Genomic DNA, 20542 nt, shown 5'->3' with positions numbered 1-20542 from the left:
CGGTCGGCGCTGTTCGTAAGGGGATCACGGTCGCCGGGGGTCACCGCTCCGCGTGCCGAACCAGCCACTCCAGAGCCGCGGTCGCGTCAGTCAGGACGGAGAGGTGGCCGTCGTCCGGTCGAAGCCGGAGTTCCGAGCGTGGGCAGCGATTCGCCAGCCACTCGCCGTGGGTGCTGGGCACGATCCTGTCCTGACCCCCGTGCAGGACGAGGACCGGCGCTGTGACTGACCCGGGGTCGCAGCCCCACGCGTGCACGTAGGCGAGGTCGTCGTCGACGAGTCCGCCTGGACCGGCGGCCACGGCCGGCTCGACAACTTCCTCGAACCAGGACCAGTCACCGGCCAGGGCCGCGTGGTCGGCCGGGGTGAACATCTCGGGGTCGTACAGCGCCTCCGCCTCGTACCGCTCTTTGGCCTCGCGGCCCGCCGCGGCCGCGGTCAGTGATGCCCGGCAGGACGCGGCCATGCCCGCGAACCAGTCCAGCCCCTCGGCGTCGAACGGGGCCAGACCCGAGACCTCGACCACGCCGAGCACCCGCTCCGGCAGTACGGCGGCACACGCCAGGGCGTGCGAGGCGCCCCCGGAGTGACCCATGACGGCGAACCGGTCGATGCCGAGCGCATCGGCGATGCGGGCGACGTCGGCGGCGGCCGATGCGATGCCGCGGCCGTCGAGCGGGGTCGAACCGCCGTACCCGGGGCGGTCGTACGACACCCAGCGGACCCCGAGCCGGGCGGAGGCGGGGAAGAGGGGCCTGGGCGGCAGGCCCACGTTGGGTGTGCCGTGATGCCAGAAGACGGGGAGAGCACCGGATCCGCCGGCACCGGTGTCGTAGACGTGCAGTCTGCGCCCGTCGGGCAGCTCCAGATCGGATTCGGTCACGTGGATGTGCGTCACTGCGCGGGTCCTTCCGGGCGGGTGCCGAGTACTTGGCCGCGTAACTGACCCTGCGGACTCCCGGAACTCATCGCTCGGCCGAGTGGGCGAGAGTCCGTAAGTCCGACACCCTCAGGTCCGTACCGAGCGGAGCGGCCGGGCCGGACGTCCGGGTCTCCCGCGCTCCAGCCACTCCTGATACGCCGGCGCCTGCTGGGCCGCCTCCCAGTAGGCCTCCTCCAACTCGCTGACGCCGTTGTCGAGTTCCGCCGCTGTCCGGGCCGCGAGCAGCAGCCGTACCCCTATCGGGTCGCCCTGCAGTGGCCGGATGGCGAGGTCGGGTCGGGGGCGTGCGGTCGGCTGGCTGACCGTGACGACCTCGCCGGTGGCGGCCAGGGAGTAGGCGGTGAGGTAGTCGCCGTGCAGCAGGTCGGGTTCGAGCCCGGCCTTGCGCAGGACCCGGCACAGGCCGTCCCATTCGCCGTCGACCGTGGAGTCGATCATCCAGCGTTCGTGGGCGAGGTCGGTCAGCGGTATCTCGGGCCGCGCCGCCGCGGGGTGGTCGGCGGCCAGGGTGACGAACTGCGGTTCGCGTTCCACCAGGACCCGCAGGCGCAGCCCGGCCGGGATGCGCAGCGGGCTGCCCTCGACCTCGTGCACGAACGCCAGGTCGAGCCTGCCCTCGGCGACCATGCGCAGCAGGGAGTTCGCGGACACGTCCATCTGGAGGCTCGGCTCGACCGGCGGGACACGGGCGCGCAGCCGGCGGAGCCAGCCCGGCAGGGCCCGGCTGGCCGTGGCGCCGATGCGCAGCCGGGGACCGCCCGTGGCTCGGGCGGCCGCGGCCCTGGTCTCGGCCACGAGCGCGGCGAGTTCGGCGACGAGCGGCCGGGCCCGACTGACCACGATGTGTCCCAGCGGTGTGGGACGGCTGCCCGTACGGTCACGGGTGAAGAGCCGGCCGCCGAGCGTCTGCTCGATGCGGCGCAACTGGGTGCTCAACGAGGGCTGGGCCATGCCCAGTTCGCGAGCGGCCTGGTGCAGACTGCCGGCGTCGGCGATGGCGCACAGAACGCGCAGGTGCCTCACCTCGAGCTCCATGCCCGGAGCGTAAGGGCTGTGCCTGATGAGGCGCCAGATGTTCAAAGGCCAACGGAACGGCCGGAGTTGGACGTGATAGCCGCACGCTATCCCCGGTTGCCATCATCCGCCGACCGCCGGGCTGACTCAGACTCATGGGCAACCCACCGTTCACCACCCCACACGAACGAGTAGGAGCCCCCCCACATGACGTCGACCCGTACGTCCTCCCCTTCCGCGAAAGCCTCCGGGAGAGTCCTGGCGCTCGGCCTGGGCCTGGCGTTCGCGGCGCTGGGCACCGCGATCCCGGCGAGCGCCCAGGCTGCCGGCTCCACCGCCGCGCCGCACGCCCGCTACACGGGCCCGGCCGGCGAGACGGCGAACAACAAGGCGTTCTTCGAGGCCGTGCTCGCCTCGGTCGCCAGGAAGCAGGCGGCGCACCCGGACCTGCGGTCGGTGACCGTCTACTACGACGCCTCCCAGGCGCCGAGCTTCCGTTCGCAGATAGCGAGCGCCGCGTCGATATGGAACAGCTCCGTCTCGAACGTCAAGCTGCAGGCGACCTCGGGCGGCGCCGACTTCGCCTACTACGAGGGCAACGACCCCGAGGGGTCCTACGCCTCCACGGACGGCCACGGCAACGGCTACATCTTCCTCGACTACGCGCAGAACCGGCAGTACGACTCCATCCGCGTCGCCGCGCACGAGACCGGTCACGTGCTGGGGCTGCCGGACCACTACAGCGGCCCGTGCAGCGAACTGATGTCGGGCGGCGGCCCGGGTACGTCCTGCACCAACCGCTACCCGAACGCGGCCGAGCGCGCCCGCGTCAACCAGCTGTGGGCCAACGGCCTCACCAAGGCCCTCGACAAGCTGAACAAGGTGCACTGACCCGGAACACGGTGCACTGACCGAAGGCGCGCCGACCGTCCGAGAACCATCCGTCACCGGCCGGAGGCGGGCCGTGCCACCCGGGCGCGACCCGCCTCACGCAGGTCCGTGGGCGCAGGCCGGCTGGTCCGCGCGGTCGACGACCTCGGCGAAGTACGGCCAGCCGTCCACCACCACGTTCCGCACCGCCGGCTGCGCATCGAGGGCGGGTGCCGCGGCGTCCAGGAGGCGGCGTGCCGCCCCGGGCTCGTAGAGGTTGAGGTGGCTGCGGTCCGGCAGGCGCACCACGGTGCCCGACTCGAAGTACGTGTTCGAGACGATCCCGAGGGCGCAGGGAGCGAAGACCAGGGAGAGCCGGCGGCCGACGCCCTTGTCGGTTCCACCGGTGAAGAAGGAGAGCGTGACGCGGCAGTCGCCGTGGGTGGGCCCGACGCGCTGCCGGACGGTCCAGTACCAGACGGTCTCACCCACGGCGAGGCGGCGAAGACGACGCTCGTTCCTCACGGGCGGTCGTACCAGGCGAGGGCAGCGATGCGCCAACCCTCCGGGGTGCGCACGAACTGCAGGGTCTTGGTGCCGCCGCCCTCGTACGGCTCGCCCTTCAGGATCCCGGACTTGCGGTACTCGCTCACGCGGGACGCGATGTCGCCCGCGATCTCGGTGCGTTCGGAGGTCTCCCACTCGGAGAACTCGGTGAGCCGGCCGTCGGAGAGCAACTGCCGGCGAGGTTCGATGAACTCGTCCACGGTGTAGACCGTGAAGTCCGGGCCGGTCATGACTATGACGCCGGAAGGGAGCACGAGCCGGCGGATGCGTGCCACGTCGGCCGGCTTACCGCCGCGGTTGTCGAAGGCGCCGAAGAACTCGGCCGTCACCGCGTCAATCTCGATCTTGGACACCGCGTGAAGCTACCACGCACCCGAAGGTCCGCCAAGGCACCCGCAGTTGGGTTCAGGGCGTCGCCCAGTCGCCGTTGACCGGGCGTCGGTTCCCTAGGAGTGCTCGACCACGCGCTGGGGGCGGGCCTGGTTGAGCTGTGCGGTGAGGAGATGCGCGTCCAGCAGGGCGACGTCGGCCGTGCGGTTGGCCCGCGAGTAGCCCGCGAACATGCGCTTGGTGAGGGTGAGGGCTTCGGGGGAGCGCCGGACGAGCGGGCGTACCCAGGCGTCGACGGCCGCGTCCAGTTCTTCGAGCGGGGCGACCTTGTGCAGGAGGCCCAGCCGGTGGGCGGTGACCGCGTCGAAGGTCTCACAGGTGAGCATGAGTTCGCGGATCCTGGCGGCTCCGCCCTCGACGATCAGACGGCCCATGGCGCCGCCCCACGCGGGCGGCAGACCGAGGCCGATCTCGGGCATGCGGAACCGGCAGCTGTCGGCTCCGGCGCGCAGGTCGCAGAAGGAGGCGAGCGCGAGGCCGGCGCCGACGACCTTGCCGTGGAGTCTGGCGATGGTGACCGCGTGCGTGTTCTCCAGCGCGTCGCACACGCGGTAGGCCTTGTCGGCGATCCGGCGCATGGCGGCTCCGGTCGGGTCCTCGGCCAGCGCCGCCTGGTACTCGAACCGGTCGGCACCGAGACAGAAGTCCTCGCCGGCGGCGGAGAGGATCAGTACCCGGATGTCGGGCCGGTCGTGGAGGCTGTGGAGCAGGGCGGCGAGGTCGTCGAGGGCGGCGACGGTCAGGGTGCCGTCCTGTGCCGAGGGATTGAGGCGGGCCCTCAGGACCGGCCCGTCGTGTTCGACGTGCAGCGCCTTGTAGGGGAAGTGGGGGGAGGTGTTGATCATGTCGGTCATGAGAGGGCGACGTCCAGGTTCAGCAGGCGTCTGAAGGCCACACGGGGTGCCCACGACGGCCTGCGTACGAGGGTCAGGCGGGGGAAGCGCCGGACCAGCTGGTGGAGCAGGGTCTGTGCCTCCATACGGGCCAGGGGAGCCCCGAGGCAGTAGTGGATGCCACCGCTGAAGGCGAGGTGCGCCGGCTTGCGGTGGAGGTTGAACAGCTCGGGATCCTCGTGCTTGGCCGGGTCCCGGTTGGCCGCGCCCACCATGAGGTGGACCATCTCGTCCTTGCGGACCTCGACTCCGCCGAGGACGCCGTCCCGGGAGGAGACGCGGCTGATGACGTGCGTGGGCGGGTCGTAGCGCAACGATTCTTCAACAGCGGCGGGCACGAGTTCGGGGTGCACGGTGAGCCAGTCCCACTGCCGGGGGTGCTCCAGCAGCAGGAGCGTCATGGTCGACAGCAGTGTGGACGTGGTCTCCAGCGCTGCCAGCAGTACGAACAACGCGAGGTAGTAGACCGCTTCATCGGCCTTGTCGCGGTCGCTCTCCATGTCGTCCCACACCGTGATCCAGCGTGAGACGGGGTCGTCACCGGGACGGGCCCGCCGCTCGCGCACCAGGTCCGTGAAGTAGGTCCGCAGCTCCGCCGTGGCCGCGTCCGACTTCGCCAGCTGGCTGGCCGACGGCAGCAGCTCCTGGGTGAAGACCTGGTCGTGGGTCAGATCCCGCAGCCGGGGGAAGTCGGCGGTCGGCAGCCCGAGCCAGTGCCCGATGGTGGCAACGGGCAGCTCCTCGCCGACCAGGGCGTTGAAGTCCGCCTCGCCCTCGTGCAGCCGCTCGGCGAGCGAGTCGAGGAGCCTGGTCGTGATGTGGCCCACCGTCCCGCTCAGCTGCTCCAGGGAGGCGCGGTCGAACATGCCCGCCGACCGGCGCACCCAGGTGTGGTCCGGAGGGTTGAGGGCGGGCAGTGTCCGGCTCATCTCCCGCGAGGACGGCGCTGTCCAGCGCGTGCCGTCTCCCTGCTGCTCCCGCCAGCGTGCGTCCGGCTCCAGCCAGTCGCGGCTGCGCAGGACCTGGTCGCACAGGTCGAAGGCCGTGACGAGGTGTCCGCCCCAGGGGGCTGCGACGACTCCGCCCCTCGACCGAAGCTCTCCGTAGATCGGAAAGGGATTGGCCTGGCCCTTCGCCGTTCTTAAGCGGGAGAACAGCGAGACGGCAAATCGTCTGTCGGTGGGCGGAGTTATCGCAATCTCCACGATGTCCCCTTCTTGCTCTCACGTATCAGCCGCCATGCATACCCCCCCGTTGGCTGATACATACAAGATGACTATTCCCGTGGAGAGTTGCCTACGTCACTCTCCCCTGGTCCATGCCAGGAACCGGCTGAAGAGACCCGGTTTGGCCTTGGGCGCGGCCGACACCGCGGGCTGCGGTGTGAGGCTCGGGCCATGGTGCGGGGTGGGCGTGGGCGTCTGCTGCGCCGCCTGAGCGGGCGTCGGCGCCACGGCGCGGGGCGTGAACCGCACCGGCAGGGCCACCAGGGAGCGGCTCCAGGGAGCGGGCACCCAGCTCAAGTCCTTGAACGGCACCCGGACTTCGACGTCCGGCAGCCGGTTGAGGAGGGACTCGACGGCGGTGACGGCGATCACGAACGCCGGGTCCTTGGCGGGGCAGGCGTGCGGCCCGGCCCCGAAGGACAGATGGGCCTTGGCGCTGAGCTGTTCACGGTGCTCCGCCAGCCGGGGATCGGTGTTCGCGGCGGCGAAGGAGATCACCACCGGGTCGTTCGCGCGGAGCATCCGGCCCCCCAACTCCACGTCGTGGGTGGGGTAGTGGGCCGCGTAGTTGGCGATCGGCGCGTAGTTCCACAGGGCCTGGCCGACCGCGTCCTCGACCGGCAGGCCGGTCTGCCAGTCCTCGCCGAGGATCAGCGCGCTGCTGGTGCCGATCGTCGCCGACAGGGGCGCGGTGCCGCCCGAGAGCAGCGTCACGAGCTGGTGCAGCACCTCCTCGTCGGTGAGCTGTGCGGAATGCTCCATCAGACGGGTCGTCAGATCCTGCCCGGGGCGCCGCCGCTTGAGCGCGATCAGCTCGCCGAGCGCTTCGCCCAGCACCTGGTCCGCACCGGGCGTACCGTCGAAGATGCCGCTGATGCCGACGATCACCCGGTCGCCGATCTCGGGCGGGCACCCGAACAGGTCGCTGAAGACCAGCAGCGGCAGCGGCTGCGCGTACTCGGCCATCAGCTCGGCCTGCCCGAGCCGGTCGGAGCTGAACCGGCTGACCAGGTAGTCCGCGGACTGCTGGGTCTGCCGCACCAGCTGGATCTCGTTGATGGTGGCCAGCGAGTCGGTGACGGCCTGACGGAGGCGGGCGTGTGCCGCTCCGTCGCTGAACAGCGCGTTGGGCCGGTACCCCATCATGGGCAGGGCCGGGCTGTCCTCGGGGACCCGTCCCTCGTTCAGCGCCCGCCAGCGCCGTGAGTCCCGGACGAACGAAGCGGGGTTCTGCAGGATGTACAGGGCGGCGTCGTAGCTGGTGACCAGCTCGACCTCCACGCCCGGGGCGATGTCGACCGGCGCGCTCGGTCCGAGGCTGCGCAGGTGTTCGTAGTGGGCATCGGGATCGGAGCCGAACTGCGGGCCGTAGAGCTGCACGTTGCCGTGCGCAGGGCAGCCGGGGGGTGGCCCTTGTATGCCGGGACGCTGCTGCATGTGGGGGTGACTCCTAGTTGAGAAGGGTCAGTAGGTGGTGGACGAGGGTGATGAGGGCCTGCGCCGACGACTGCTGGTCCCGTACGTCGCAGGAGACGACGGGTGTCCGGTCGGACAGGTTCAGCGCCTCGCGGATCTCCGTGAGCGGGTAGTCGGTCGTGCCTTCGAAGTGGTTGACGCCGATGGCGTACGTCAGGCCGAACCGCTCGACCAGGTCCAGGACCGGGAAGGACTCCGACAGCCGCTCCGGGTCGACGAGGACGAGCGCGCCCAGTGCCCCCCGGGACAGCTCCTCCCACATCTCCTTGAAGCGCTCCTGACCGGGCGTGCCGAAGAGGTAGAGCACCACCTCGTCGCTGATGGTCAGTCGGCCGAAGTCCATGGCGACGGTCGTGGTGGTCTTGTCCGGGGTCCCCGACAGGTCGTCAAAACCCACGCTGGCTTCGGTGATCTCCTCTTCGGTCCGCAGGGGCTCGATCTCGGAGATGCTGCCGATGCACGTGGTCTTCCCGACCCCGAAGTGCCCCACCACGAGGATCTTCACCGCGGTGAGGACACCTGAATCCAGGTACACGAATCACGCTCCGAATCGGGCTTTGAGGCCGTCGAGTACGGCGTTGAGCACTTCTCGGTCGACACGTTCGGCGCGGGGCACGGGCTTCCGCGCGATGATGAGACCGCTCTCCTCCATCTGCGCCAGGAGAATCCGCACGATCCCCAGCGGCAGGTGCGTGTGGGCGGCCACTTCGGCGACGGAGAGAAAACCCTCCGTCACCAGCTCCAGAACCTGCCGCGCCTCCGGAGAAAGCGTGCGAGCCGAAGCAGTGGCACCCTCTTGCGCGGACACCAGGGTCGTGCGCTCGTAGGCATTGTCCGGGGGCAGGGCACGCCCGTTCGTGATCACGAAGAGCGGGACTAATGCGGAGGTCAGCTCCAGTTCCTGATCCGGCTCGTCATTCACGTGCGGCTCGCCTCCCCGCGTGGGGCCGAATATGCGTTCAGTCGGGGCACCACCTGATGCAGCCGGGTGGTGAACTCCTCGATATCGGCGTCGTGTTCGGCGGCCGCGGCGAGGAACGCACCACGGCCGGCCGAGATCAGAAAGATCCAGCCGTGCTGGAACTCGATCACCGTCTGCCGCCACTGCGCTTCCTGGCCCACACCGGCGAACTGTGAGGTGGCCCGGCTGTAGGCGTGAATCCCCGTCATCGCAGCGGAGATGGTGTCCGCCAGGTCCTGGCTCATGCCCGTGGTGGCGCCGCGGGGCAGCCCGTCGGAGCCCAACAGGACGGCGTGGCGGGCGCCTTGCACCTCACCGACCACCTCGTCGAGGTCCGCGATCGGGACCCCCTTGCCGCCCGCCTCGTGCTGTGCCCCGGCCCGGCCGGAGAGCCCGTCGACGCCGTCCGAGGTCACCCGGGGCGGTGAGGTGAGGTTGTTGCCGAGCCGGGCGACCAGCCGGTGCATGCGGAAGGAGATCTGCTGCATGTCGACGTCGGGCGCCGCGGCCGCCGCCAGGTAGGCGCCCTGCCCGGCGCCGATCAGGAAGATCCAGCCGTGCGAGAACTCGATGATCGTCTGGTTCCACTGCCTGTCATCCCCCGGCCCGGCGAAGTGGGAGGTCGCGCGGCTGAGCGACTGCATGCCCGCCATGGCGGCGGAGATCGTCCGCACGTCCTTCTGGGCCATGCCGTCGGTCGCGCCCCGGGGAAGGCCGTCCGCGGACAGCAGGACAGCGTGACGTGCCTTCGGCACGTTGTGCACGATGTCCTCGAGCATCCACGACAGGTCTGTGGTCATGCGTCATCGGACCCTTCGGACGGCGCCGAGGCGAGATTGCGGCCCGAGAGCGTGCCGCGCTGGAAGGCTCCGAGGCTCCGGCCCGCGGCACGGCCGGCGTCCTCCGGCGCCGCGGCGGGCGACTCCGTGGCGTCCCGGTCGGGAACACTGGCGATGGGCACCTGGCGGGCCCCACGCCGGGGCAGGCCGTGCGCGGTACGGGCCACGGGCTCCGGTCGGCCGACGGCCCCGCGGATACCGCTGACCTGAGCGTCCTCGGCCGGCGCCGTCTCCTCCTCGGTCCACAGCTCCTCGGGCAGGAGTACGACCGCTCGAACACCGCCGTAGCGGGAGACACCGGTCACGTCCACCCGGAATCCGTACTGCTGCGCGAGCAGGCCGATGACGGGGAAACCGAACTTGGGCTGGTTTCCGAGATGGGAAAGACGGGGCCGGAAGTCACCGGAGAGCAGCGCGGAGGCCTTCTGCCGGTCCTCGTCGCTCATACCGACACCGGCGTCGTCGATGACGATGCACAGGTTCTTCTGCACCCGCTGGAAAGTGATCTCGATCGGCGAGCCCTGCTGAGAAAAGCTGGCAGCGTTGTCGAGAAGTTCGGCGACGGCGAGCGCGACCGGAGAAACAGCGGACGCCTTCAATGCAAAACCGGTCTGCTGCATGATTTCGACGCGCCGGAAGTTGCGAATCTGACCCTGCGCGCTGCGCACCACGTCATAAACGCTCGCGGGCCTATTGCGGCGACCCAGCGGAGCACCACACATAACCGCAATGCCCTGTGCCTTGCGGGCCATCTGAGCATTGGCGTGACTTACTTCCAGCAAATCGCCCAGGACGGAATGGCCGCCGTACTTGCGCTGGATTTCCTCAAGAAGCGCCAGCTGTTCCGCGGCAAGGCTCTGCAGAAAGCGCGCGGAACCCTTGAGAACAGCCTTGGTGCTCTCCTCGGCCGCCTCTTCGGCTTCTTGGATGGTCTTGTCGTGCTCATCCTGGTGCCGCTGCAACTCGGCTCTTAAAGCGGTCAGTTGCAGGTCGGACTCGCTCAGCCGCTGCGTGAGCACGGCCTCGGCCTGCTGCTTCTTCGCCGCTATGGCCTTGTTGCGACGACTGAGCACCAGGGCGGCGGCGACGGCGAGCACCGTCGCCGCAACCAGGCACCACACGAGTGCGTCTCGATTCATGGAAACCTTTCCTATATGTAGCCTGCAGTCGTCGGCGCGCGGATCGGGGGAATCCGTGGCACAACCGCTTGGTACGACTCGTCGCCGTCGTGTTGAGAACCGGCCCGATCTCAAAACAGCGCCTGAGCCGAGTGAACCAAGGTCGCAGACGCGGGGATGCTATCACTGAGATAGGGGAACCTTCACAACGCGTCGCCGACCGGTAACCGTTGCGGGTTCGCCACGGAGGCTTTTAATTGAACGGCGGTCAACGGCAGTGCGGTGGAGACGTGAGGGGCGCGGCATTTATGTCGGCAGCATGAAGGACCGATTGCCCTTTCATGGACTTAACGGACGATGAGGCGCTGGACGGCCCGGCTCAGAACCACCACACCCGCGACGATCAGTACGGCACCGCACAACTCGGGCACCAGCCACCAGCCCGTGCGGATGCGTTCGTCGAACAGGGTCATGCCCAGGGCCAGGCTGACCATCGCGTCCCCGATGGTCAGCGCGGGCTGCGCCGCCGCCAGCGGACCGGCCTGCAGCGCGTTCTCCAGCAGGAGCACGGAGACCGCGCCCATCACCGCGAAGCCGTACGTCTGCCAGGACCGCAGGAACGCCAGGAAGCCATGGTCGGCGAAGGTCCCCGTGGCCGACTTCAGCAGCGCGGCCGTCAGGGCGTTGCCCGTGGCGGAGGCGGCCGCCAGCAGCGCGGCACGGCGCACCGCCGGGCGCCCCCGGCCGGCCAGCAGGACCGCGGCGGCCATCCCGCCGAGGCACAGGCCGAGCGCCGGGATCCAGCGCACGAGCGCCGCCTGGGAGGTGGCACCGTGCGGGGCGGCCGCGGCGAGCAGGATGCCCAGGCCCGTCACGACGCCGCCGACACCCCACCACCCCGAGCGGGGCAGCCGACGGTGCATCAGCGGCCCCGCGACGAGCAGGGCGAAGGGAAGCTCCAGGATGAAGAGCGGCTGGACCAGCGCGAGCGGGCCGTTGACGAGGGCCAGACTCTGGAACAGCGCGGCGCCGATGACCCCGGCCATGCCGAGCACCCAGGCGGGCCGGCGCACCAGCTCCGCCAGGAGCCGCACCCCGCCGCGACGGCTCGTGGACGCGGCCTTGCGCTGGAACGCCGTGCCCACGGCGTTGCTCGCCGCTCCGGCGACGGCGAACGCCGCGGCCAGTTCGATCACGACCGTCTCCCGCCTGCGGGCACACCTCCCAAAGGAGCTTCGGGCACTCTCAGCCTACGGATTCGGCCTCACTGCAGCATGCCCGGGATGATGTCCCCGTCGACGGTGGTGGCCCCCCTGATGGTGATGCCCGCCGGCGAACCCAGCATCAGCAGGGAACCGTAGTTGCCGGTCACGTACAGATCGGCATAGCCGTCCCGGTCGGCGTCACGCAGCCGTACCGTGCCGCCGAACGCGTCGTCCTCCTGCGGGTAGCCCGGAACGCCGGGGCTGCTGCGGGTGAACCACTTCGAACCTGTGCCGGACAGACCCGAGGCGGACCCGTACAGGACCGCCACGCCGCCCGCGTACGGGATGGTGCGCTCCTTCTCGCCGTAGACGCCGATGGCCAGGTCCCGGTAGCCGTCACCGTTGGTGTCACCGGCCGAGATGCTCGCCCCGAACGCGTCCTCGGCCTCGGGGGTGTCCGCGATGCCCGTCGTGGCCTGGGTGAAGCGGGCGCTCCTGTCCGGTCCGGAGGCCGAGCCGTACCAGACGGAGACGCGCCCCTTGTAGTGGTCGGCCTTGTACGTCCCGATGGCGATGTCGCCGTAGCCGTCCTTGTCGAAGTCGTTGATGACTCCGTCGCCGCCCCGGCCGCTGCCGCCCCCGCCGGCCCGCACGGACTCCAGGTGCAGCGTCTTTCCCGGGTACATCCGGGCCTTCCCGCCGGCGACGAACCAGGCGTCCGAGCCGATGGACGAGGGGTTCACGACGTCGCCGATGACGACGAGGTCGGTCTTGCCGTCGCCGTTGACCTTGCCGGAGATCAGGGCGGTGGCGTAGAAGTCGGCGTTCTTGTCCAGGAGCGAGACCGAGCCGTGGACGCCGGAGCGGTCGATCGGGCCGCGGTAGACGTAGGTCCGGCCGTCGTCGACGACGGCCAGGTCCTGCTTGCCGTCGCCGTTGAAGTCGCCGGTGGCCAGGTCGTTGCCCATGTCGTCGTACGACCCCCGGGACCCCTTGTTCGGCACGGCGGTGCCGCCGGACAGGCCCGTGCGCGAGCCCCACAGGATGGTGACCGCACCCTCGTCCTTGTGGCTGCCGTTGTCCTCGTGGGGCGCGGACACCGCCAGGTCGCCGTAGCCGTCGCCGTTGAAGTCGGCCGCGGTTCGCACCGTGCCGAAGTCGTCGTCCGTCTCGTCGGTACCGGGGACGCCCGGGCTCGACTGGTCGATGAACTGGGTCTTCGTGCCGGGCCCGTCAGCGGTCCCGAAGGTCACCAGGACCCCGCCGCCCTTGCTGCGGGAGTCGGGGCCGTGGGAGAAGGCGGCGTAGTCGCGGTAGCCGTCGCCGTTGAAGTCGTCCGCGTACTTCGCGGGGGCCGCCGCGGCCGGTGAGGCCAGGGCGACCGGCGGCAGGCCGCAGGCGAGCAGGGCCGCGGCCAGGAGCGTGGGGCGCTTGCGCAAGGGGTCTCCAAGGTCGAATGAGCGCCCCGAACGCGGTCGTTCACGCGTTCGGGGCGCTGTGGCGATCGGGAGACTCCCGGCAAGTGGCAGGGGTTGCCGGGGTCTTGGGTGAACTCTCGGTGTCGCTGTGGTGCGGGTCCGCCTCTCCTCACACCCGGCTCGACGTCGCCGTGTCCGAGGACAGCCGCTGGGCGACATAGATCGGGACGACCGACAGCAGGACGAGGACGGCGGCCACGACGTTCACCACGGGCGCCTGCTGGGGCCGGGTCATGTTGTCGAAGATCCAGATGGGCAGGGTCTCGATGCCGGGCCCGGCGGTGAAGGTCGTGACGACGATCTCGTCGAAGGACAGGGCGAAGGCCAGCAGGGCGCCGGCCAGCAGCGCGGAGCGGACCAGCGGGAAGGTGACGTCCGCGAAGGCGCGGAAGGTGGTCGCACCCAGGTCCATCGCCGCCTCCTCGTACGAGGAGGCCGTACGGCGCAGCCGGGCCACCACGTTGTTGAAGACCACCACGATGCAGAAGGTGGCGTGGCCGACGATCACGGTGAACAGCCCGAGGCCCACACCGAGCGGCGCGAGGACCGTGCCGAAGGCCGAGTTGAGCGCGATGCCCGTGACGATGCCGGGCAGCGCGATCGGCAGGACCACGATGAACGACACCGTGTCGCGGCCGAAGAACCGGTGCCGGGTCACCGCGAACGCGATCAGCGTGCCGAGGACCAGCGCGATCGCGGTGGCGCCCAGGCCCGCCTTCACGGACACCCACAGCGCCTCGCGCGCACCGGTGTTGTCGAGGGCGACGGACCACCAGCGCAGGGTGAACCCCGGCGGCGGCCAGCTCGCGCTGCGGTCCGGGTTCAGGGAGTTGACGAGGACGAGCAGCAGCGGGACGTAGATCACCGCGAAGCCGAGTGCGGCGCCTGCGCGCAGGGCGATGCGCGCGGTGCGGCTGAGATGCATGGCGCTCTTCTCCTACAGGCTGGTCAGGGCGCCCGTGCGGCGGATCGCCAGCAGGTACAGCACGATCACGAGCACGGGGACGGTGCCGAGCGCGGCCGCCATGGGCAGGTTGAGTTCGATGTTGGAGTACACGAGGTTGCCGACCAGCTGGGTCTTGCCGCCGACGATCTGCACGGTGATGTAGTCGCCGAGGCTGAGCGAGAAGGTGAACACGGAGCCGGCGGCCACGGACGGCAGCACCATGGGCAGCACCACCGAACGGAAGGTGCGGCCGGCCTTCGCACCGAGGTCCGCGGAGGCGTCGAGCAGGTTGGCCGGGAGCTGTTCGAGGGCCGTGTGGATCGGCAGGATCATGTACGGCAGCCACAGGTACGTCAGGGTGAGCACGGTGGCGGGCAGGCCGAAGCCAGGGCCGCTCAGGCCGAGCGGTTTGAGTATCCAGTCGGCGAGGCCGCCCTCGGAGAGGATCAGCCGCCAGGCGTACACCTTCACCAGGTAGCTCGCCCACAGCGGGGTGAGGATCGCCACGACCAGCAGCGGGCGCCACTTCGGACGGGCCACCCGCGCGGTGTAGAAGGCGACCGGGAAGGCGATCACGGCGCACAGCACGGTCACCGCGAGCGCCACGCCGACGCTGCGCAGGATCACCTGGCGGAAGACCGGGGTCGTGAACAGGGCGTGGAAGTTGTCCGTCGACCAGACCTTCACCACCTGGGAGGTGAAGGAGTTGGTCGTCCAGAACGCGGAGACGAACAGGACCGTCAGCGAGCCCAGGTAGAGGACGGTCAGCCACAGCAGTGGCGCGGTGAGCAGCAGGGCCAGGCGGAGCCGGGGTCTGCGGTGCAGCGTCCCGGCGAGCCGCCGGACGGTTCCCCGTCCGGCGGCGGGCGTCACTTCACTCGTCACGGCTCAGCCCTTGATCTCGGTCCAGGCCTGCACCCACTTCGCGTACGGCACGCACGTGACGTCCGTGCGGCCGTCGAGGCACTGCTCGATGGGCGTGTTCCAGAAGGCGATGTTCTTCCAGTAGCCCTCGTCGGCGGCGTGGTAGGTCGTGCAGAAGTTCTTGTCGCTGGTCTCGGCGCAGGCCTTGGAGTTGGCCGGGGCCTCGCCGAAGTACTCGGCGACCTGGGCGTTGACCTTGGGGGAGACGATCCAGTCGAGCCACTTGTAGGCGCAGTTGGGGTGCTTGGCCTTGGCGGAGACCATCCAGGTGTCGGACCAGCCGGTTGAACCCTCCTTCGGGACGAACGCCTTGACCTTGGCACCCTCACCGGCGGTCAGGCTGGCGATGACCTGCCAGGTGGTCCCGACGACCGAGTCCCCGCTCTTGAAGGCGGAGATCTCCTTGAGGTAGTCGCTCCAGTACTCGCCGATGTCCGCGTTCTGCTTCTTCAGCAGCGCCACGGCGGCGTCGAACTGCTTCTGGTCGAGCGCGTACGGGTTCTTGATCTTCAGGTCGGGCCGGGTGGACTTGAGATACAGCGCCGCGTCCGCGATGTAGATCGGCGAGTCGTACGCGGTGACGTGCCCCTTGTACTTCGGGGCGTCGTCGAACACCGCCGACCAGGAGGTGGGCGCCGGGCTCACCTTCTCGGTATTGTACATCAGCAGGTTGGCGCCCCGGCCGTGCGGGATGCCGTACATCTGGCCCTTCACCGAGTTCCAGGAGCCGTTCTTCAGTCCGCTGAAGACGTCCTTGTAGTTGGGGACGAGGTCGGTGTTGACCGGGGCCGCGTCACCGGAGGCGATCAGCCGCAGGGAGGCGTCTCCGGAGGCGGAGACGGCGTCGTACTCCCCGGTCTTCATCAGCTTGACCATCTCGTCGGAGCTGGCGGCGACCTTGGAGTGGACCTGGCAGCCGGTCTGCTTCTGGAAGTCGCTGACCCAGTCCACCTTGGGGTCGTTGGAACCGTTCTCGACATAGCCCGCCCAGGCGATCAGGTTGACCTGGCCCTCGGTCTTGCCGAGCTTCGTCGGGGCCTTGAGGTCGGGCGGATTGAGGCCGGTGGCCGAGGAGCCGTTGCCGGAGGAGCCACAGGCGGCGGTGAGCAGCAGTGCCGCGGTGCCGGCCGTGGCCACGAGGGTTCGGGTGAGACGCACGACGATCTCCAAGAGTGAGGGAGCCTTGCGCGGAGCGGGGGTTCGGGGGAGTGGGGGGTCAGGAGGGGATCCGGACGGCGTGTCTGCGGTGCCACTGGAGACGCACCCGGGCGCCGCGGTAGGCGGCGACGTCCTCGGAGGAGGTCTCCAGGTTCTGCTGGAGAGCGGTGAGCCTGCCGCCGCCGTCGAGATCGATGAGGAAGCGGGTGGCGTCGCCGAGGTAGACGACCTCGGCGACCGTGCCGGTGACGGTCGCGTGCCCGGGCTCGTCCGCCTCGGCGGACTCCTTCAGGACACGGATCTTCTCCGGGCGGATGTTGTACGTGCCGGGCGTGCCGACGATCCGGTGGGCCGCCTCGCCGTCGAGCAGGTTCGAGGTGCCGACGAAGGACGCGACGAACGGGGTCGCGGGGCGCTCGTATATCTCGGCGGGTGTGCCGACCTGGGCGATACGGCCCTGGTCGAAGACGGCGATGCGGTCGCTCATCGTCAGGGCCTCCTCCTGGTCGTGGGTGACGAAGACGAAGGTGATCCCCACCTCCCGCTGGAGCGCCTTGAGTTCGACCTGCATCTGCTCGCGCAGCTTCAGGTCGAGAGCGCCGAGGGGCTCGTCGAGCAGCAGGACCCGGGGGCGGCCGACCAGGGCGCGGGCGAGGGCGACGCGCTGGCGCTGCCCGCCGGAGAGCTGCGCGGGGCGCCGCTGGCCGTAGCCCTCCAGGCGGACCTCGGCGAGCGCCTTGCGGGCGCGGACGAGACGTTCGGGCTTCGGCACCCTGCGGACCTTGAGCCCGTAGGCGACGTTCTGCTCGACCGTCATGTGCGGGAACAGGGCGTAGTCCTGGAAGACGGTGTGCACGTCCCGCTCGAACGGGGCGAGGCCGGTGACCTCCTGTCCGGCGAGTTCGATCCGGCCCGCGGTGGGCGTCTCGAACCCGGCGATGAGCCTGAGGACCGTGGTCTTCCCCGAGCCGGAGGGGCCGAGCATCGAGAAGAACTCCCCGTCCCGGATCTCCAGGTCCACACCGGCCACGGCGGTCGTCTCCCCGAACGACTTCCGCAGGTCCTGCAGCCGGATCGCAATTCCCTCCATGCGGGAACCTTTCTGGCGCGCTCTACGTTGACCGCAAACATATGAAGTCATAGTTCTAAGCTCAAGGTCCCCTTAGGGTAAAGCTTGAGTCAACGCACGAGGTGGTGACCGTGAGACAACACGAGATCGGCGGCGGTGCCCGGGGAACGGGCGGCGGCGCCCGCCGGGTCGTCTTCAGCCCGGTGGACAACCGGGCCCGCGTGGACACGGTCGTCCGCCGCATCGGCGATGCCATAGAACTGGGGCTCCTCGCCGACGGCGAGCAGCTTCCCGGCGAGAGCGAACTGGCCGCACAGCTCGGTGTGTCGACGGTGACCCTGCGTGAGGCGCTGATGGCGCTCCGGCAGCAGGGCCTGGTCACCACCCGCAGGGGCCGCGGCGGCGGCAGCTTCGTGTCGCTGCCCGAGGTCCCCGCCGACGACCGGCTCAGGGTCCGGCTGCGCGGCTGGAGCACCGAGGAACTGCGCGACCTGGGCGACCACTGGGCCGCCCTGTCCGGCGCCGCCGCCCGCCTCGCCGCACAGCGCACGGAACCCGAGGACCTCCACCCCCTGCGTCGTACGGCGGAGGAACTGGCCCACGCGGAGGAGACGGCGACGCGCAGCCGCCTGTACGGCCGCTTCCACGTGGAACTCGCGGCGGCCGCCCAGTCCGCCCGGCTCACCCGGGAACAGGTCGCGCTGCAGAGCGAGGTGGGCGCGCTGCTGTGCCTGGTCCTCGGGAGCGGCGAATATCGTGAAGAAGTGGCGGACCGTCACCGCTCCGTGATCTCGGCCGTGCAAGATGGGGCCCACGAATCGGCCGGCACACTGGCCGAGCGGTGCGTCAGGGAGTCGACGGCGCGGCTCGTCGCCGTACGCCTCACCCTCTGAACGCGCCGCGTCCGGTTCCCGTCCGCTGGAGGACACCATGGGCTGGAGCCCCGGGCAGGTCCACTCGGCTGCCGCGACGCTCGACACGGACGCCGAGGCGTGGGTGGCCTCGCAGGTGGGCGGCGCGCTGGAGGCGGTGTTCGAGACCGTCGCCGCCACCCGGCACGACACGGCGGCCCTGCTCGCCAAGACGGCAGCGCAGGGCCGGCGCCCCGCGAGCGCGGACCTCGCCGCCCTCCGCCCCGGACTGCACCAGCGGCTGACCCGCCAGGAACTGGTCTCCGGCGTCGGCTTCGTGGCCGCCCCCGGCCTGCTCACCGACGTACCGGCCTGGCTGGAGTGGTGGCAGACGGGCGCCGACGGCGACGTACGACCCCTGCTGCTCGACCTCGACCCCGGGCACTCGGCGTACTCCGACTACACGCACTGGGACTGGTTCGCCCTGCCCCGCGACACCGGGCGCCGCGCCGTGGCCGGGCCGTACGTCGACTACCTCTGCTCCGACGAGTACAGCCTCACCCTGTCCGCACCGGTCGAGACCGAAGGGCGCTTCGCCGGGGTCGCCGCGGCCGACGTGTACCTACGGCACTTCGAAGCGGCCGTACTCCCGCTGCTGCGACGGCTTCCCCGGCCCGCCCACCTGGTGAACGCCCGCGGCCGGGTCGCCGCCTCCGCCGACCCCGCCCACCTGGCCGGCTCCCTCACCAAGGGCCCCGACTTCGGCGAACTCCTCACCGAAGGCACGCCCGCCGAGCACGCGGGCCTGCGCCTGGTGCCCTGCCACCGCATCCCGCTCGTCCTCGTGCTGGCCTAGGTCCGCAACAGGCAACGTCCGGCGCTCACTCGGCGTCGAGCTGGTGGTCGGCCCAGACGTAGCTCTCGGGCAGCAAGTCGGTGATGAGGACGGTTCGGACGCGGTCGCCTGCGCCGACGATGACCTTGAGGGCGGGGAAGTAGTCGAGGAGCACCTGGCGGCACCGGCCGCACGGAGGAACCACCCCCCGGTCGCGGTCGCCCACGGCGACGACGGTGTCCAGTGCGTAGACGCCCTGGGCGGCTGCCGCACCGATGAGCACCAGCTCGGCGCAGGGCCCTCCGGTGAAGTGGTAGGCGTTCACCGCGGTGACGATCCGGCCGTCCTGGGCGCGGGCCGCGGCCGCCATGGTGTGGTTGTCGCCCCGGCAGCGAGTGCGAGCGACGTGGGCCGCGGCCTCGATGAGTTCGTGGTCGACGTCGTGGGTCCGGGTGGTCATCGTCTCTGCCTTCGTGAGGTGTCAGGCGCCGTCGGTCGGCCGCCCCCGGTACGGTATCCGCGCCGCCTCGCGCACCTCCCCGACCGTGCTCCACTCGTTCCCGCCCAACCGGGCCAGGGGCCGCAGCAGTCCGATGTCCGGGCTGCCGTCCACCAGGACGTCCTCGCTGACGGCCGCGTGCACGACCTGGCCGAACACCACCGTCGAGTTGCCGAGCCTCAGCGTCGAGTGCAGCGTGCACTCGAGCGCGACCGGAGAGGCCGGCACGCGCGGCGGCTTCACCCGCAGTGACGGTTCGCGTGGGATGCCGACCGCGTCGAACTCGCCCTCGTCCCTGGGAAAGTCGGTCGCGGTCGCGTTGATCTGCGCGAAGAGCGGCTCGGGAGCGAAGTTGACGACGAACTCGCGATCGGCCGGGGTACGACCACGGCGGTGAGCAGCTGGTAGAACGCCCTCGGGTCCAGGTACTGAGGCGAGTAGTCGACACGCATGGCAGAAGGCTATGCGGCGCCACCGGAAGCCACAGATACGTTCTGCAAAGAGCCAGCAAAGGTGCGACGCTCCGCAGGGGCAGGGCCACGAAATGGGCAGGCTCGCGGTCGGCGGTGATCACGGTCCTGAGGATGCGATCACAAGGTCAAACCCCGTTCTTTACTTCGGATTTCGTTGATCAGACGGGGGTTGTCCCCACCCTCGGCGCATGCCACGCTCCCTTCCGTCGCGACACCGAGATCATCGACTGACCGGACGCAATCGCGAAGGGCCACCGTGCGTTTCGAGACACTCAAAGCCAAGATCCACCGTGCCACCGTCACCCAGTCCCACCTCAACTACGTCGGCTCGATCACGATCGACGCCGACCTGATGGAAGCGGCGGGCATCCGCCGTCACGAGAAGGTCGACCTGGTCAACGTCACCAACGGCGCACGCCTGTCGACCTACGTCATCGAAGGACCCCGAGGGTCGGGCGTCATCGGCGTCAACGGCCCCTCGGCCCGCCAGGCACAGGTCGGCGACCTCGTGCTGATCGTGTCGTACGCCTCTGTCACCGCCGAGGAGGCCGAGGAGTTCGAGCCGAAGGTCGTCTTCGTCGACGGCAAGAACAGGATCACCGGATTCGGCGGCGACCCGGCCGAGGTCCCGCCGGGCAGCGGCCTGATCCGCGGAGACCAGGTCGCCGGAGCCTGACCCGGACGGGGCCCCGGGGCCGAGCCGAGCCCCGGGGCCCCGCCCCCCGCACGTACCCCCACCCCCACCCCCTTTTCCGAACGGGAACGACGTGACCCCCACCCTCTCCGCATCCGCACAGACCTCCACGA

At 70.1% G+C, this 20542-nt stretch carries 22 protein-coding genes and 1 pseudogene; 4 read left to right on the top strand and 19 right to left on the bottom strand.

The genetic code is table 11. The features are described 5' to 3' along the window. Positions 1 to 40: 40 nt before the first annotated feature. Positions 41 to 883, bottom strand: a complete 843-nt coding sequence (locus tag BEK98_RS44620; RefSeq protein WP_094222575.1) for an alpha/beta fold hydrolase — start codon at positions 881 to 883, stop codon at positions 41 to 43. 126 nt (positions 884 to 1009) lie between these two features. Next, a complete protein-coding gene (locus BEK98_RS44615) occupies positions 1010 to 1978 on the bottom strand; it encodes a LysR family transcriptional regulator (protein ID WP_094222563.1) in 969 nt (322 codons plus the stop codon). A gap of 186 nt (positions 1979 to 2164) precedes the next feature. Here BEK98_RS44615 and snpA point away from each other — a divergent pair, with 186 nt between their 5' ends. Next, positions 2165 to 2848 carry a snapalysin gene (gene snpA, locus BEK98_RS44610; RefSeq protein ID WP_094222562.1) on the top strand — a complete coding sequence of 228 codons (684 nt, stop codon included), beginning with the start codon at positions 2165 to 2167 and terminating at the stop codon, positions 2846 to 2848. Positions 2849 to 2944: 96 nt separating this feature from the next. Here snpA and BEK98_RS44605 read toward each other — a convergent pair whose 3' ends face one another. The 15 genes from BEK98_RS44605 to BEK98_RS44535 form a co-directional block, all read right to left on the bottom strand. Continuing rightward, complete coding sequence (locus BEK98_RS44605; protein ID WP_094222561.1) at positions 2945 to 3352, bottom strand: hypothetical protein; 408 nt, start codon at positions 3350 to 3352, stop codon at positions 2945 to 2947. Beyond that, entirely contained in the window at positions 3349 to 3747 is a 399-nt protein-coding gene (locus BEK98_RS44600) for a nuclear transport factor 2 family protein (protein ID WP_094222560.1), read from the bottom strand. Before BEK98_RS44600 ends, BEK98_RS44605 begins: the two co-directional genes overlap by 4 nt. 93 nt (positions 3748 to 3840) lie before the next feature. Next, positions 3841 to 4638 (bottom strand): enoyl-CoA hydratase/isomerase family protein, encoded by a 798-nt coding sequence (locus BEK98_RS44595; RefSeq protein ID WP_094222559.1) that lies wholly within the window; start codon positions 4636 to 4638, stop codon positions 3841 to 3843. After that, positions 4635 to 5882, bottom strand: a complete 1248-nt coding sequence (locus BEK98_RS44590) for a cytochrome P450 (RefSeq protein WP_094222558.1) — start codon at positions 5880 to 5882, stop codon at positions 4635 to 4637. Before BEK98_RS44590 ends, BEK98_RS44595 begins: the two co-directional genes overlap by 4 nt. Positions 5883 to 5978: 96 nt before the next feature. Then, on the bottom strand, positions 5979 to 7340 hold the full coding sequence (locus BEK98_RS44585) for a cytochrome P450 family protein (protein ID WP_094222557.1): 1362 nt from the start codon (positions 7338 to 7340) through the stop codon (positions 5979 to 5981). A 13-nt stretch (positions 7341 to 7353) separates the two neighbouring features. Next, positions 7354 to 7914, bottom strand: coding sequence for a GTP-binding protein (locus tag BEK98_RS44580; RefSeq protein ID WP_094222556.1), 561 nt, complete (start codon positions 7912 to 7914; stop codon positions 7354 to 7356). A 3-nt stretch (positions 7915 to 7917) separates the two neighbouring features. Continuing rightward, positions 7918 to 8301: a DUF742 domain-containing protein gene (locus BEK98_RS44575; protein ID WP_094222555.1), complete on the bottom strand. Its 384-nt coding sequence runs from the start codon at positions 8299 to 8301 to the stop codon at positions 7918 to 7920. Continuing rightward, positions 8298 to 9140, bottom strand: coding sequence for a roadblock/LC7 domain-containing protein (locus tag BEK98_RS44570; protein ID WP_244202254.1), 843 nt, complete (start codon positions 9138 to 9140; stop codon positions 8298 to 8300). The genes BEK98_RS44575 and BEK98_RS44570 overlap by 4 nt, the downstream gene beginning before the upstream one ends. Beyond that, a complete protein-coding gene (locus BEK98_RS44565; protein WP_094222554.1) occupies positions 9137 to 10318 on the bottom strand; it encodes a sensor histidine kinase in 1182 nt (393 codons plus the stop codon). The genes BEK98_RS44570 and BEK98_RS44565 overlap by 4 nt, the downstream gene beginning before the upstream one ends. Before the next feature lie 326 nt (positions 10319 to 10644). Then, entirely contained in the window at positions 10645 to 11493 is an 849-nt protein-coding gene (locus BEK98_RS44560; protein WP_094222553.1) for a DMT family transporter, read from the bottom strand. 68 nt (positions 11494 to 11561) lie between these two features. Further along, positions 11562 to 12941, bottom strand: coding sequence for an FG-GAP-like repeat-containing protein (locus BEK98_RS44555; RefSeq protein ID WP_244202253.1), 1380 nt, complete (start codon positions 12939 to 12941; stop codon positions 11562 to 11564). A 148-nt stretch (positions 12942 to 13089) separates the two neighbouring features. Next, the gene (locus BEK98_RS44550) at positions 13090 to 13905 is read right to left on the bottom strand and encodes an ABC transporter permease (protein ID WP_094222551.1); all 816 of its coding nucleotides are present in this window, start codon (positions 13903 to 13905) and stop codon (positions 13090 to 13092) included. 12 nt (positions 13906 to 13917) lie between these two features. Beyond that, positions 13918 to 14811, bottom strand: coding sequence for an ABC transporter permease (locus tag BEK98_RS44545; RefSeq protein WP_094222550.1), 894 nt, complete (start codon positions 14809 to 14811; stop codon positions 13918 to 13920). A 3-nt stretch (positions 14812 to 14814) separates the two neighbouring features. Then, a complete protein-coding gene (locus BEK98_RS44540) occupies positions 14815 to 16008 on the bottom strand; it encodes an ABC transporter substrate-binding protein (protein WP_094222573.1) in 1194 nt (397 codons plus the stop codon). Positions 16009 to 16066: 58 nt separating this feature from the next. Further along, positions 16067 to 17098 carry an ABC transporter ATP-binding protein gene (locus BEK98_RS44535; protein WP_094222549.1) on the bottom strand — a complete coding sequence of 344 codons (1032 nt, stop codon included), beginning with the start codon at positions 17096 to 17098 and terminating at the stop codon, positions 16067 to 16069. A gap of 110 nt (positions 17099 to 17208) precedes the next feature. Here BEK98_RS44535 and BEK98_RS44530 point away from each other — a divergent pair, with 110 nt between their 5' ends. Beyond that, positions 17209 to 17970 (top strand): FadR/GntR family transcriptional regulator, encoded by a 762-nt coding sequence (locus tag BEK98_RS44530; protein WP_244202252.1) that lies wholly within the window; start codon positions 17209 to 17211, stop codon positions 17968 to 17970. A gap of 37 nt (positions 17971 to 18007) precedes the next feature. Beyond that, the gene (locus BEK98_RS44525) at positions 18008 to 18784 is read left to right on the top strand and encodes a cache domain-containing protein (RefSeq protein WP_094222548.1); all 777 of its coding nucleotides are present in this window, start codon (positions 18008 to 18010) and stop codon (positions 18782 to 18784) included. Positions 18785 to 18809: 25 nt separating this feature from the next. Here the strand turns inward: BEK98_RS44525 and BEK98_RS44520 are convergent, their stop codons facing one another. Further along, complete coding sequence (locus BEK98_RS44520) at positions 18810 to 19223, bottom strand: cytidine deaminase family protein (protein WP_094222547.1); 414 nt, start codon at positions 19221 to 19223, stop codon at positions 18810 to 18812. A gap of 21 nt (positions 19224 to 19244) precedes the next feature. Next, positions 19245 to 19714 (bottom strand): annotated as a pseudogene (locus tag BEK98_RS44515) (flavin reductase family protein). 277 nt (positions 19715 to 19991) lie between these two features. On the opposite strand from BEK98_RS44515, the gene panD reads away from it, so the two are divergent. Next, positions 19992 to 20411 carry an aspartate 1-decarboxylase gene (gene panD / locus BEK98_RS44510; protein ID WP_094222546.1) on the top strand — a complete coding sequence of 140 codons (420 nt, stop codon included), beginning with the start codon at positions 19992 to 19994 and terminating at the stop codon, positions 20409 to 20411. Positions 20412 to 20542: the final 131 nt, after the last annotated feature.

The sequence above is a fragment of the Streptomyces diastatochromogenes genome, assembly GCF_002242805.1.
Taxonomy (GTDB): domain Bacteria; phylum Actinomycetota; class Actinomycetes; order Streptomycetales; family Streptomycetaceae; genus Streptomyces; species Streptomyces diastatochromogenes.
Note: the sequence above shows the minus strand (reverse complement) of the source record. Positions and strands in the feature narration are given on the sequence as shown.

Bases quoted from the DNA above. Each gene is read 5' to 3' on its own strand.
- BEK98_RS44520 (WP_094222547.1), bottom strand. From the start codon at position 19,223: ATGACCACCCGGACCCACGACGTCGACCACGAACTCATCGAGGCCGCG.
- BEK98_RS44535 (WP_094222549.1), bottom strand. From the start codon at position 17,098: ATGGAGGGAATTGCGATCCGGCTGCAGGACCTGCGGAAGTCGTTCGGG.
- BEK98_RS44565 (WP_094222554.1), bottom strand. From the start codon at position 10,318: ATGAATCGAGACGCACTCGTGTGGTGCCTGGTTGCGGCGACGGTGCTC.
- BEK98_RS44585 (WP_094222557.1), bottom strand. From the start codon at position 7,340: ATGCAGCAGCGTCCCGGCATACAAGGGCCACCCCCCGGCTGCCCTGCG.
- BEK98_RS44525 (WP_094222548.1), top strand. From the start codon at position 18,008: ATGGGCTGGAGCCCCGGGCAGGTCCACTCGGCTGCCGCGACGCTCGAC.
- BEK98_RS44615 (WP_094222563.1), bottom strand. From the start codon at position 1,978: ATGGAGCTCGAGGTGAGGCACCTGCGCGTTCTGTGCGCCATCGCCGAC.
- BEK98_RS44595 (WP_094222559.1), bottom strand. From the start codon at position 4,638: ATGACCGACATGATCAACACCTCCCCCCACTTCCCCTACAAGGCGCTG.
- snpA (WP_094222562.1), top strand. From the start codon at position 2,165: ATGACGTCGACCCGTACGTCCTCCCCTTCCGCGAAAGCCTCCGGGAGA.
- BEK98_RS44570 (WP_244202254.1), bottom strand. From the start codon at position 9,140: ATGACCACAGACCTGTCGTGGATGCTCGAGGACATCGTGCACAACGTG.
- BEK98_RS44550 (WP_094222551.1), bottom strand. From the start codon at position 13,905: ATGCATCTCAGCCGCACCGCGCGCATCGCCCTGCGCGCAGGCGCCGCA.